Source organism: Vicinamibacteria bacterium (genome assembly GCA_035620555.1).
Lineage (GTDB): Bacteria > Acidobacteriota > Vicinamibacteria > Marinacidobacterales > SMYC01 > DASPGQ01.
Map to the genome: position 1 here is coordinate 1 of DASPGQ010000552.1, position 12,892 is coordinate 12,892.

At 64.2% G+C, this 12,892-nt stretch carries 10 protein-coding genes; 6 read left to right on the plus strand and 4 right to left on the minus strand.

What is annotated here, in order from left to right; translation table 11 throughout:
• Window positions 1-52: 52 nt before the first annotated feature.
• Entirely contained in the window at window positions 53-1,255 is a 1,203-nt protein-coding gene (locus tag VEK15_22260) for an ABC transporter permease (GenBank protein ID HXV63441.1), read from the plus strand.
• A gap of 3 nt (window positions 1,256-1,258) precedes the next feature.
• Here the strand turns inward: VEK15_22260 and VEK15_22265 are convergent, their stop codons facing one another.
• From VEK15_22265 to ruvX, 3 genes are read right to left on the minus strand one after another with little or no spacing between them, the layout of a single operon-like run.
• Window positions 1,259-3,217 (minus strand): hypothetical protein, encoded by a 1,959-nt coding sequence (locus VEK15_22265; protein ID HXV63442.1) that lies wholly within the window; start codon window positions 3,215-3,217, stop codon window positions 1,259-1,261.
• Window positions 3,214-4,260, minus strand: a complete 1,047-nt coding sequence (gene mltG, locus VEK15_22270; GenBank protein HXV63443.1) for an endolytic transglycosylase MltG — start codon at window positions 4,258-4,260, stop codon at window positions 3,214-3,216. The genes VEK15_22265 and mltG overlap by 4 nt, the downstream gene beginning before the upstream one ends.
• A 6-nt stretch (window positions 4,261-4,266) precedes the next feature.
• Complete coding sequence (gene ruvX / locus VEK15_22275; protein ID HXV63444.1) at window positions 4,267-4,680, minus strand: Holliday junction resolvase RuvX; 414 nt, start codon at window positions 4,678-4,680, stop codon at window positions 4,267-4,269.
• 30 nt (window positions 4,681-4,710) lie between these two features.
• Between ruvX and VEK15_22280 the strand changes: the two genes are divergently transcribed.
• From VEK15_22280 to VEK15_22290, 3 genes are read left to right on the plus strand one after another with little or no spacing between them, the layout of a single operon-like run.
• Window positions 4,711-5,724: an RNA 3'-terminal phosphate cyclase gene (locus tag VEK15_22280; GenBank protein HXV63445.1), complete on the plus strand. Its 1,014-nt coding sequence runs from the start codon at window positions 4,711-4,713 to the stop codon at window positions 5,722-5,724.
• Window positions 5,725-5,739: 15 nt separating this feature from the next.
• Window positions 5,740-6,912 carry a peptidoglycan DD-metalloendopeptidase family protein gene (locus tag VEK15_22285; protein ID HXV63446.1) on the plus strand — a complete coding sequence of 391 codons (1,173 nt, stop codon included), beginning with the start codon at window positions 5,740-5,742 and terminating at the stop codon, window positions 6,910-6,912.
• A 34-nt stretch (window positions 6,913-6,946) separates the two neighbouring features.
• Entirely contained in the window at window positions 6,947-8,116 is a 1,170-nt protein-coding gene (locus tag VEK15_22290; protein ID HXV63447.1) for a S41 family peptidase, read from the plus strand.
• Window positions 8,117-8,132: 16 nt separating this feature from the next.
• Here the strand turns inward: VEK15_22290 and VEK15_22295 are convergent, their stop codons facing one another.
• Entirely contained in the window at window positions 8,133-9,695 is a 1,563-nt protein-coding gene (locus tag VEK15_22295) for a GWxTD domain-containing protein (GenBank protein ID HXV63448.1), read from the minus strand.
• Window positions 9,696-9,800: 105 nt separating this feature from the next.
• On the opposite strand from VEK15_22295, the gene VEK15_22300 reads away from it, so the two are divergent.
• Together VEK15_22300 and hflX are read left to right on the plus strand one after the other, a co-directional pair.
• The gene (locus VEK15_22300; GenBank protein HXV63449.1) at window positions 9,801-11,003 is read left to right on the plus strand and encodes a tetratricopeptide repeat protein; all 1,203 of its coding nucleotides are present in this window, start codon (window positions 9,801-9,803) and stop codon (window positions 11,001-11,003) included.
• Between the two features lie 114 nt (window positions 11,004-11,117).
• On the plus strand, window positions 11,118-12,737 hold the full coding sequence (gene hflX, locus VEK15_22305) for a GTPase HflX (GenBank protein ID HXV63450.1): 1,620 nt from the start codon (window positions 11,118-11,120) through the stop codon (window positions 12,735-12,737).
• Window positions 12,738-12,892 lie beyond the last annotated feature (155 nt).

Genomic DNA, 12,892 nt, shown 5'->3' on the forward strand with positions numbered 1-12,892 from the left:
TGCCCGCGCGCCGCGCGTCGAAGCTCGACCCGATCCTCGCTCTGGCGCGTCGATGAGCACAGCCAGTCTGCTCCGGTTCGCGCTGACTTCGGTTTCCGGACATCGCCTCCGGTCGGCCCTGTCCACTCTGGGCATCGCCATCGGGATCGGCTCTGTCATTCTCCTCACGTCGATCGGCGAGGGGACGCGCCGCTACATCCTCGAGCAGTTTACCCAGTTCGGCACCAATCTCATCGCGATCAACCCCGGCAAAGCGGAGACGCTCGGCATTCCCGGAGTGCTCGGAGGCACGACGCACAAGCTCACTCTCGACGATATGGAGGCTTTGGGACGGCTTCCCAGCATCGAGAAGATCGTTCCCGTCGTCTTCGGGATGGCGCGGGTCGAGGCCTTTGAGCGAGGGCGGAGCGTTTTCGTCTACGGCGTCACGCCCGACATTCCCGACGTGTGGAAGTTCCACGTCCGGCAAGGGAGCTTCTGGACGGGTGACGATCCGCACCGGAGACAGGCGGCGGCGGTCCTCGGTCCCACGCTCAAGCGGGAGCTCTTCGGAAACGAGAATGCTCTCGGGAGCTTCGTGCGGATCGGGGGCGCGCGGTTCCGGGTCGTGGGAGTGATGGAGCCCAAGGGGCAATTCCTCGGGTTCGATATCGACGATTCGGCGTACATTCCCGTGGCTTCGGCCATGCGCATCTTCAATGTCGACGAGGTCGCCGAGATCGACCTCATCTATCGAGGGACGGTCCCGCTTCAGGCCGCGGTCGATCAGGTGACGCGGCTTCTCGTCGACCGCCACGCGGGAAACGAGGACTTCACCATCACCACCCAGGAGGCCATGCTGGACGTGATGGGGAACGTGATGAACGTCGTCACCGTTGCCGTGGGCGCTATCGCCGGAATCTCGCTCCTCGTCGGGGCGATCGGGATCTTGACGATGATGTGGATCGCGGTGGGCGAGAGGACCCACGAGATTGGCCTCATCCGTGCCGTGGGCGCCTCGAGGCGCCAGGTTCAGGCGGTGTTCCTGGCGGAGGCGGTCGCCCTCGCCACCGCCGGCGGCGGGGTCGGTCTCCTGGGCGGTCTGGGTATCTCGACGTTGTTGCGGGCGGCCGTGCCGGGGCTTCCGGTGCATACCCCGCTGACCTTCGTGGGTCTCGCGCTCGCCGTGAGCCTTTTGACGGGAGTGCTGTCGGGCGTCCTGCCCGCGCTCAAGGCGAGCGGGCTCGATCCCATCGAGGCCCTGCGCGCCGAGTGAAAGCTACTCGAAACGGATCGCCCGCACTCTCGCGGCAACCCGGCGCGGATCGCGGTCGGAAGCCCGGGTCAATCGCGACCAGCCGAGCTCGAGCCGTTCCACCGTGCCGTCCGTTCCCGGCCCGAGCTCGAGGCGCACGTCTTGCCATCCCGACGACAGGACAAAGTGTTTCGATCGGATCGCGAGCTCCTGCTCGGTCCCGTCGAGAGGGGCGAGCTCGATCACCGCGACGCGAGACCCCTCGGGGCGGCGGAAGAGGAGGGTCGACCGTTCGCGGTTCGCCCAGCGAAACACGTAATCCTGCTCCCGTTCCGGGCGCGACCAGCCGCTTTCGAAATGAGCGCGAGACGCTGCGGAGACGGCCTCGGGATTTGGAGGGAGCTCATCCCCCCTCGTCTTGAGGACCACGAGGGTGTCGTCCTCGTGCCAGGTGTCCACGGGAAGGACGCGCTCCACGAACGAGACGACCCCTCGTTTCCGGTAAGCCACGTCGAGAACGAAATAGCCGAGCCCGAGGAAGCGGGCGACTTCGGGGGCGGTCTCCCGCTCCCGCGCGACGAGCTCCTCGGTCAGCTCGAGCCTTCCCTTCCTCAGGTCGATGAGCGGACGCACCAGCGGAAGCCCCAGGTAATACTCGGTCTTCTCGCGAGGGACCCGGGCAACCGATCCCACGAGGATGGGCTTCGCGTGAACCGTCTGATGAAACATGATCTCGCCCGGAGATTGCTCGATCCCGGGAACCTCGATCACGGTGTCCCTGTTCTTCTCGGCCGCGAGCCGGGCATAGACGGGATGAAGCTTCGCGTCGAAGAGGGGAACGGGCACCGCGAGGTACTCGGCCAGCACCACGGCCGCGGCCAGCGCGGTGACGTAAGGATACCCTTTCCCCAGAGTCTCTTTCATAAGGCTCCATTCGAGAGCCACGACGATGGCGAGCGACAGCATGACCATGATGGAGAAACGGGAAGGCGCTCGGAGGTGCTCGAGAAGAGGCAACCCGCCGAGGATTTCGAACGGCACCCCTCCCAGGCTGAGGACAAAAAAAGCGCCTGCCGACGCGAGCCAGAAGGGAAGTGCGCGATGAGATCTCCAATGCCACAAGCCCGCGAGACCGAGAACCAGAACGGAGTAGCCCGCGAACACCGTCGCCTCGGTGAGGTTCGCCGCGTCCGTCGAGCGAGTGATATAGGACACGGGATCGGCCGCGTAGATGTCACCACCCGCGTAAGGAGGGTAGGTCCAATCACCGAGGTCGCGCCACAACTGGAACAAGAGCGGTGACAGCAGAATCGCCGCGATCCCGCCGCTCGCCGCCGCGCGCCCCAGCAAATCCCGCCGGATCAACGACAGCAGCACCGCGAAGAGGGCGATGAACACGAGGTAGGTCGCCGCGGTGTACCCGGCGAGAGCCGCAACGACTCCGGCCACCAGCGCGAGCCGGGCCCGCTCCCGGGACTTCCAGAGGAACAGCGCGTAGAGCGGCAGCCACTCCGTTCCCAGCAAATCGTAGTGTCCCGACAGGCGCGCGAGCCGATAGGGGCAAAATGCGAAGATCGTTCCCGCGAGAAACGCTCCCGCCCGCCCGGCGCCGACCTCACGGGCGAGCGCGTAGGCGGCGAGCGCCGAGGCGACGAACGTCCAGAGGACGACGAGGTTGGCGGCGCGGACCTCCCCCGCGAGCGTGCTGAGCGCGGTGAAGGCGACCCCCTGAGAGAATGCCAGGGTATGAAGCGACAGCCCGATTCCGATGGGATGGAAAATGGCGTCGGTCTCGAAGGGGCTCACTCCCGCGCGCAGCGCGCGGGACACCCACCAGTAGCTCCAGAGGTAGCTCTTGGCGTCTCCGCCGGCTTCTCCCACGTGATGCGTTCCGAGGTGCCACGCGAGCGGGTAGGTGAAGACGATGGTGAGTGCGGCGTAAGCGAGAAAGAGAAGACAAGCCGTGACGGCCTGTCTTCTCACGAGCCTCCTCCTCCATTTCGCCGGCGTCGAAAGTAATCGATCTGGTACTCGCGAACGGCCGCCTGGTGCTCGCGGTAGGTCCTGGAGAAATGATGGGTCCCGTCGTTCTTCGACACGAAGTAGAGGTAGTCGGACTTCGCGGGCTCGAGCACCGCATCGATCGACGCATGGCCGGGCGAGGCGATGGGACTCGGAGGGAGCCCGGTGCGCCGATACGAGTTGTAGGGCGAGTCCATCTCGAGGTCCGAGCGGCGCAAATTGCCGTCGAAGCGGCCCTCGAGCTTGAGCGCGTAGATGAGGGTCGGGTCGCTGGCAAGGGCCATCCCGCGATTCAATCGGTTCCAGAACACGGATGCAATGATCGGGCGCTCCGGGGCGCTTCCAGTCTCTTTTTCCACGATGGACGCGAGCGTCACGACCTGACGGATCGTCATCCCGAGCTCGGCGGCACGGTCGCGCCGTTTCCGGTCGAGGACCTCTCGGAACTGGGCCACGAGCGTCCTCGCGATCTCGGAAGGCTCGACGCCGCGGGTGAAGTGATAGGTCGTCGGGAAGAGATAGCCCTCCAGGTTCCACGCATCCGGGTCGAGGTCGGAAATCGATGACGCTTCGTCGAACAGCTCGAGGAAGACCCCCGACTCCCCGAGATTCTGGGCGGCGAGGTTCTCCGCGGTCTCTTTCAGCGTGAGGCCTTCGGGGATCGTGACGGGAAACGTATAGACGTCGCCGGCGATGAGCCGATCGATCACTTCGAGCATCGAGACCGGCCCGGAGAACCGATACTCTCCCGCTTGAATGCGGTCCGTCTCGCCACGGAGACGCAGCGCGGCGACGAAGATCCGCCGGTCCCGGATGATGCCTTCGTCCTCGAGCTTGCTCCCGACCCGGGTACCGCTCGCCCCTCGAGGAACGCTAAAAAAGACCTCGCTCCCCGGGTATCCTTTATAAGGTTCCCGTGACAGCTGGACCGCGTGATAGGCGTAGGTCCCGATGGCGACGGCGGCGAGAACGAGGAGCAGGAAAACGGCCTTGACGAAGCGCATGAGGAGCTAAGCGTGCTTCTGATCCAGGTAGCTTTGCAGGATGATGGCCGCGGCGACGCGATCGATCGCCCGTCGCCTCTTCTCTCGGGAAACGTCGGCCTCGAGGAGCGCCCTCTCGGCGCTCACCGTCGACAGGCGCTCGTCCCACGTCGTGACGGTGAGGTCGGTCTCGGCGCGCAGGGCTTCGACGAATCGCGCCACTTTTCGCGCCTGAGCTCCCTCGGAGCCGTCGAGGCTCAGCGGCATCCCGACGAGGATCTCGCCGACGTTCTCGCGCCGCGCGATGTCGAGAAGAAGGGGAATGTCCCTGCGGTTGCCCTTTCGCTCGACGGTCTCCCGGGGAGAAGCGATGACTCCGCCCTCGTCGGACAGCGCCACACCGATTCGCCTTTCCCCGAGATCGATCCCCATGACTCGCATTTCAGGCTTGGAACGAGGTCAGTATAGACGATGGAAATCGACATCGGTAGCTCGGCGGCCCTACGCGCCGCGCTCGCTTTGTCCTGCGCGACGGGCAAAGGTTTCGAGGCTCGCCTAAGGCTCGCTCTCGGCGAGAACGAGCAAGCCGTCGTTCGCGTCTTCGCGGACTTGTGGGCGGGCCGATGGGAGCTCGGCGACACGATCCGCTTCGAGCCCGGCAGCCCTCGCGGGGGCAGGCATCGATTCGAGCTCCCGCCGAGTGAGCCCGTCGTACCTCTCGTATCGACGGCGAGCGTTGCCCTGGGCGTTCGTGGGGAGGCGGCCGAGCTCGTCTTCACCGGGAGCACGCACGCGAGCGACGGAGCGACGTTCGAAGTCGCCGCGACCAGTTTCACGGCGCTTTCGACTCGAATCGGCCTTCGCATCGGACTCACGCTGCAGCGAGCGGGCTTTCCCCCGCACGGCGGAGGTCAGATGACCGCGATCGTTCAGGAGACAGTGACCCCTTTGAGCCCGCTCGACCTCGACCGGAAAGGAGAGCTCGAAGCGATCCGCATTCTGTCGGGGGCCCCGGCCGCCCTTCCCGCGCACGTGCAGCAACGACAGGCGGCGCGGGCCCGCTCCGGGACCGCGGTAGCCGGGGTCGACTCGTCCGTACAGCTGGTGAAGCTCCCCGGCCCGAAGTCGGGGAGTGTCGTCGCCATCACCGGGGTTTTCGGCGGGATCCCCATCACCGTCTCGGCCGTCTCGAGGCGAGGCGGGTCGGTCGAGTCCGTCGGCGAGGAAGCGGCCTCCGAGTTTCGGCGTCTTTTTTCCCAGCCATTCGTTCTCCCGCCCGTGCTGGTCGAGCCTATCCTTCTCGCGCTCGCGTTCAGCCCCGCATCCTCGAGGATCTCGACCTGGCGCCTCCACCCTGACTCGTTGGAGCTGCTCGAGATGATGAGGTCATTCACGGGTCGTGACCTGACTCTCGAAGGAGGTGCGGGAAAGCCCGCGCGCATCACGCTGGCAGTTGCGGACCGAGGCGCGCTCCCCTCATACTGATGCCTCGTGAGGTGGATGCTCCCCCCCCTCGTCCTCGTCGCGGCGCTCGTTTATCCCGCGCCCGCGGGAGATCCCGCCGACGTCGAAGCGCGGCGCGTCGAAGAAGAGAAGAAGCTCGCGGCCCTGGGTCACCGCCTCGACGAGCTTCGCCAGGAGCTCGACGGTCTCGATGACCAGGAGTCGTCGCTTTTGGGAGAACTGTACCGGATCGACGTCGAGATCCAGGTCGCCACCGACGAGATCGAGCGTCTGGGGATCTTGCTTCAAAGGAGCACTCGTGAGGTGGACGAGGTCCTGAAACGGATCCAGGCGCTCGAGGCCTCGATCGCCGAGCTCAAGCCCTTTCTCGTACGTCGCTCGAGAAGCCTCTACAAGCTGGGGAGGTTGAGCTACACGAGGCTGCTACTCTCGGTAGAGCGACCCTCCGAGCTCACCCGTGCCTACCGCTATATTTCCCGACTCGCTCGCGAGGATTCGACGAAGATGCGGCAGTTCGTCGACGACCAGCGCGCCCTCGAGGAGACCAAAGCCGAGCTGTTGGAGAAGACCCAGCAGGCGCTGGCGACTCGAGAAGAGCGCGAAAAGACGACTCGTACTCTCGAGCACCGACGGGCGAGCCGCGAAGCGCTCCTCGAGATCGTCAACGAGCGTCAGGAGATGGCCGGCACGCTGGTGCTCGAGCTCGAGCAGGCGCGATCGGAGCTCTCGAAGCTCGTCGAGAGCCTGGGCGAAGGCCAGGCGGTCGACGAGACCGTTCATCTTCCTCTGGCGGTCTTCGAAGGCAGCGTCGGTTGGCCGGTCGAAGGGGCGCTTTCGGGTCGATTCGGCCGGCAGGTGCATCCGCGCTTCCTCACGGTGACGGTCCGAAACGGAATCGAGATCGACGCGCCGTCCGGCACGAGCGTCCACGTCGTCTACGAAGGTGAGGTCGTCTTCGCGTCGTGGTTCCAGGGTTACGGGAGGCTCCTCATCGTGCGTCATCCCGGAGGGGCGCACAGCTTGTATGGTTATCTGAACGAGCTGATTGTGGCGGCGGGCGATTGGGTTTCGACCGGCGAGGCGATTGCGACCGTTGGAGACACCGGCTCGCTCTCGGGCCCGGCGCTCTATTTCGAGCTTCGTGTCGATGGCAAGCCGGTGAATCCCGAGGGCTGGCTCGACCCCGACAAGCGGCTCGCTTCGAATTGACCAACCGTTCCGGTCGGGGCACAATAAAGCCAGTATGAAGAAGGTGCGCGTAAAACACATTCTCCTCGCTATTTCCGCTCCATTCGTGCTCTACGCGATCCTCGGCGGCTTTCTCGGCCGAGCGATAGCGCGTGAAGGTGCCTACCGCTACCTTTCCGTGTTCCAGGACGTAGTCACGCTCGTCATGAACAATTACGTGACCCCTCCCGACATGGACAAGGTCATGGACGGAGCGATTCGAGGAATGATGGACGCCCTCGACCCCGATAGCTGTTACCTCACGCCCGAACAGTACAGCGCGTTCAAGGATCCGAGCTCCCACGCCAAGCCCGACATCGGCGTGGAGCTGTCCAAGCGCTACTACTTGCAGGTGGTGGCGGTGCTCGCGGGTTCTCCCGCCGAGGCGGCGGGGGTCGAACCCGGTGATCTGATCAAATCGATCGACGGCGAGAACACGCGCGAGGTCAACGTCATCGTGGGCGATTCGATGCTGAAAGGCGCCGCGGGCTCCGAGGTTTCGCTCGAGATCATCCGGGGTCGACAGGCCGATCCGCTCGAGATCAAGGTGGCTCGCCGCGACGTCGTCGCCTCGCCCGTGAGCTTCGAGCTCCTCGAAGACGGGACCGGGTATATCAAGATCACGTCGTTCCGGAGCGGTGTCGAGATCGACACGAAGCGCGGAATCGAGCTCTTGAAGAAACAAGGGGCTCGTGCGATCGTCCTGGACGTTCGCAATAGCTTTGGGCGCCTCGCGGAGGATGGTGCCCGCGTCGCCGAGCTCTTCATCGATGGCGGACTCGCCGCCCGCCTCCAGTCGAGGAAGGGGGAAACGTCGGATCTACAGCTCGACCGCGGGAGCGTCGCGTTCTCCGGGCCGGTAGCGCTTCTGATCAACCGGGGAAGCTCGGGTGCCGCGGAAATTCTGGCGAGCGCCTTCCGAACGGCGAAGCGTGGTGAGATCCTCGGCGTTCCAACTTCGGGGCGCGTCGGTGTTCAAAAAGCGATCTCGCTCGGTGACGGTTCCGGGCTCGTACTCTCGGTCGCGCAGTACTGGACGGCCGATGGAAAGGCCCTTCTCGGCGAGGGCCTCGAGCCGACGATCGAGGTCGCCGGCTCCGAGGAGCCCGAAAGCGAGGACGCGGACCCCGTTCTCGACAAGGCCCTCGAAGTCCTCGGCGAAGTGGCGCAGAAGAAAGCAGCCTGAGGAAGCTCTAGCCGGCCTACTGCTCCTGCTGCCCCTGCATCACGAACGCGATCTCCTCGGTCAAGACCTTGCTGGTCACGTGATCGGTCACCTTGACCTCGACCTTGTAGTTCCCCGGGTCCTGGAAGTTCGGAAGGTTCAGGGGGATGTCGAAGATCGTGAGCGCCATTTCGTTCGTCTGGAGCATGAACGGCTCGTCCTTGGTCGCGCCGCGGCGCTCGCCTTCACGGAAGAAGGTCACCTGGACGGTCAGGTTGGGCTTGTCGCCCTCGAGGCCGTAGCCGTAGGCATTGAAGACGCCCGATAGCTGATCGCTTTGCGTGTAGATCATCTCGCGCTTGGGGGCGAAATGGTACCCCCCCAGCATGAAGGCCTTGCCCGGCGCGCCCATCGCTTCGCCGGTCTGCGTGCCCTTCACGAACATCAAGATGGAAGACAGGGTCAGCTCCCCCGCGTCGAAATCCGGCACGTCCAGGTCGATCACCTGCGTACCCAGTACCTGCGAGGCATCGTCCATGATTCCGATATAGAGAGTGTAGAGACCGGGCTGGAGCTGCAGAGGCATCTCCCAGCCGAGGTGGTCTTTCGGTCCTGATATCAGCTCGGCCTTTTCCTCGAATTGATAGACGGTGAATCCGTCCGCGTTCTCGACGGCGCCGAAAACCGTGGCCTCGCCGCGATCGATGCCGTGCTCGATGACGAAGTCCATCGGGATGTAGACCTGGCCCTCGGTCGAGCGAAAGAACAGGGGGTTCACGGCGAAGCCGATGGCGTCGCTCGTCTGACCCGTGTCCTGGAGCGCTTTGAGGGCCAGCTTCGCCGGGCTGTTGGGGTCGAAACGCGCGTCGGCCTTGCGCAGGCGACCGCTCTCGTCGCGGGCGTAGTTCACCGAGGGATTCGATACCAATCGCTCCTTGACCCGTTCGAGCGTTTCGGCGATCGCGTCCCGGTTCGCGATACGAAAGCCGAACTGCGATTGCTGGCGAAACTCGATCGTGAGCCCGTCGGGATAACCGAGCTGCGGATTCGGGTCATAGACCCAGCTGACCGCCTGGCTCGCGCCACCGCCACCGCCGAAATCCGAGCCGAAACCCTCTCGTCCCGAGCCCGTGCCCGGATCCGCCTCCGGCCCGGCACCGGTGCCGGGGCCCGGATCCGTGCCCGGTGTGCTCCCTGGCAGCTCGCCCTGGGAAGATCCCGCCGCGCGCCCTTCCACCTGCTGGCTGGGACCACCCATGAGCAACAGGATCTGCCCCATGTCGGTCTCGTGGCCCTTCTGACCTCGCTGTTGGAAGTTGTCGTCGGCGGCCTTCATCCGCTGCTCGTAGATTTTGCGAAACTCGTTGTCGGGCGTGGTCGGGTCGAAGTCGCGTCTCATCCAGAAAAGGTCCTTGAAGAGCTTCCGGTCGTCCTTGTCGATCGACTCGAACAACGACTTCTCCTGAGCGGTGATGATGGCGCCCACTTCCTTTTCCATCCACTCCTTGTCGCCCTTGCTGAGCTTGTCCTGAGCGAATGCAGAGGCGGTCGCGAGACCGGCGACGGTCGCAAGCGCAACCCACTCTTTGTTGAACGGCATCAAGGCAATCCCCTTTCGTAAAATCTGGGACGAGGATACGCTGTAAGTGTCGGGAGCGCAAACGCGGCGTGAGTCGTGCGTGCTATACTAAAGGTGGAGTAGTACTTGAAAGCCGTTACCCTTTCTGAGTGGGCTTTCCTCGAAAGGCACGTCCTTCCGTGGTTGCTGCTCGCACCGGTGGTGTTCGCCGCCTGCGGCACCTCGCAGCGGGTTCAGTTCCGCCCCGAGGAGATCATTGCCGACCTGAGCACCCGAGTGCCCGAAGAGGTCGCGCAGAAGGTAGTCGTCCCCTACGATATCAACGACGAGATCCGTGCGCTCGCGTGGAAATCGGTGGAGAATCTCCGCACCGACACGGAACGCACCCGGGCCATCGTGAACGCCATCATAAGCCGCACCGGCATGTCGATCTCGTACGATTGGCTTTCGAACAAGACCGCCCAGCAGGTGTTCTACGAAGGCAAGGGCAACTGTCTCGCCTACACGAACCTGTTCATCGGGATGGCACGGGAGGTCGGTGTCGACGCGGTTTACGTGGACGTGACGACGGTGGAAACGATCTCGAAAGAGGCGGAGGTCATCGTCAACAATGGACATATCACCGCAGGCGTCCGGCACGGGCCCGACCTGACGATGATCGACTTCACCCGGACCCCGGAGCGTGAGTACGTCGGCGCCAAGGTCATCGACGACTTCGAGGCGATCGCGAACTACTACAACAATCAAGGCTTTTTGTATGGGTACTACGCGGAGACCGCCGGCGACATGGGTGACAGCTTCGATCCCGAGGAAGCCGAGCTCGAGATGTACGAGATGTCGCTCGAGATCGATCCGGGCTTTCCCCGGGCGCGCAACAACCTCGGCGTAGCCTTGCGCCGTCGGGGGCGCGTCGACGAGGCGATCGAGCAGTACAAGCTCGCCCTCGAAACGGACCCGAAGTTCGCCGAGGCGCGATCGAACCTCGGGGCCGCTTACTACGCGATGGGGCACGTAGATGATGCCATCCGCGAGTTCGAGCGTGCCGCCAAGGCGGGAGGGTCCAACGCCTACTATTACCATCACCTCGGAGTCATCCAGTACCAGCAAGGAAACTACGAGGAGGCGATCCGCCATTTCAAGAAGGCCGTATCGCGGGACTCGAAGCTTGCGGATTCCCGATACTATCTCGGCGAGACATACCTCAAGCTCGGAGACCGGCAGAAGGCCATCGAGGCTTACGAAAAAACCCTGGAAGTCGACCCCAATTATCTCTCCGCGCGCGCGAAGCTCGACTTGCTCATTGCCGAAGCGCGCAAAGAGACGTCCTAGCGCGGTCGAGAGGCACCGATTCACAAACTAGAAGGCAACACCACGGGGCTCGGGGCCAGTGAGCGGAGGCAGCTCGAAAAGCTGTACCAGAGACGTCTGCCGCCGCACGAGCTCTTGACTCATGACTTCGCCCGGCAGCTCACCGAGATTTCGCACCGGATTCGACGACAGGTCGGCGTCCTCGTCAACCGCAAGGGCGAGGTGGAGTGGGTCATCGTCGGCGATGCGCGCCAGATCGTCCTTCCCGACCTGAAGCGGCTGCGAATCGCCGAACGCCGCTTTCGCGGCATTCGCTGCCTGCACACGCACCTGGCCATGGAGCCTTTGACGCGCGACGATCTGACGGACCTCGTGCTCCTGCGTCTCGACGCGATGTCCGCCATCGACGTGGGCGAGGACGGTCTTCCCGGTCTCGTGCGGACCGCTTATCTTTCCCCGGCCTCGAACGGCGATCGCGGCGCGCCGGCCTGGGAGCTTCTCCCTCCCGTCGTACCCAGCCAGCTCGATCTCGACTTCCTCGACTTCATCACCGCACTCGAGAACGAGTTCGCGGCGAAACGAGGCGAGCTGCATCGCTTCGATGGAAGGGAGAGGGCGATCCTGGTCGGTGTCACGACGGAGAGTGTCGAGGAGGAGAAGGAGCGCCTCCAGGAGCTCTCCGAGCTGGCACGATTTTCCGACGTCGTCATTCTCGACACCGTCATCCAGCGTCGAGCGAAGCTCGACCCCCGCTATCTCGTCGGAAAAGGGAAGACCGAGGAGCTCGTCATTCGCGCGCTGCAAGTCGGCGCCGATCTCATCATCTTCAACCGGAATCTCACCCCGGCGCAGATCCGCTCGATCTCCGCGGCCACGGACCTCAAGATCTTGGACCGCACCCAGCTCATCCTCGATATCTTCGCGCGGCGAGCTCAGAGTCGTGAAGGAAAGCTTCAGGTCGAGCTCGCCCAGCTCCGTTACATGCTGCCTCGGCTGACCGAGATGGACACGGCACTCTCTCGGCTCACCGGAGGGATCGGGGGCCGGGGTCCCGGAGAGACGAAGCTCGAGATCGACCGGCGGCGCGCTCGGGACCGAATCACGAGGCTCCAGTCGGAGATCCAGGACGTCCGGCGCAAGCGCGGCGAGAGGCGAAAGCGCCGCGTGGGCCGGGGCCTGCCGATCGTTACGCTCGTCGGCTACACGAACGCGGGGAAGTCCAGTCTCCTGAATCGACTGACGGAGAGCGACGTGGGGGCGTCGAGTCGCATGTTCGAGACCCTCGACCCGACGAGCCGCAGGCTCAGGGTACCCGTCGAGCGTGAGGTCCTTCTCGCCGACACCGTCGGGTTCATCCGGGAGCTACCTCCGGAGCTCATCGAGGCGTTTCGGGCGACGCTCGAGGAGATCGAGACCTCCTCGCTCATTCTGCACGTCGTCGATGCTTCTCATCCCGACTACCCCAACCGGATGGGCAACGTCGAGACGATTCTCTCCGAGCTCGGTCTCGATTCCATTCCCCGGCTGCTCGTGTTCAACAAGGTCGATCTGCTATCCGCCGAAGAGCGTGCGAGCTTCGAGATTCGATCCGACAGCATTCTCGTCTCCGCCCTTACCGGGAGGGGAGCGGAAGAGCTCGTCGCCCGCGTCGGCAAGCTCCTGAAAGACGAGGGCAAACCGTACGAGGTGGCGGGTGCCGGTCAGGCGAACCGCCGATCGGCGTCGAGCTCGTGGAGCTACCCCGGTTCGTCGTAAAGTCCGCTTTCGCTAGCATCTGCGCACGGATGATCTCGCGATGTCTCTTCGAGAAGAGCCTCTTTCCCGTCGGCTTTCAAATACCCTTGTCTCCAACTTCCCTTACTTTCGCGGGCAGCGGTGGCTCGATGATGTCACCCAGGATGCGTACGGTC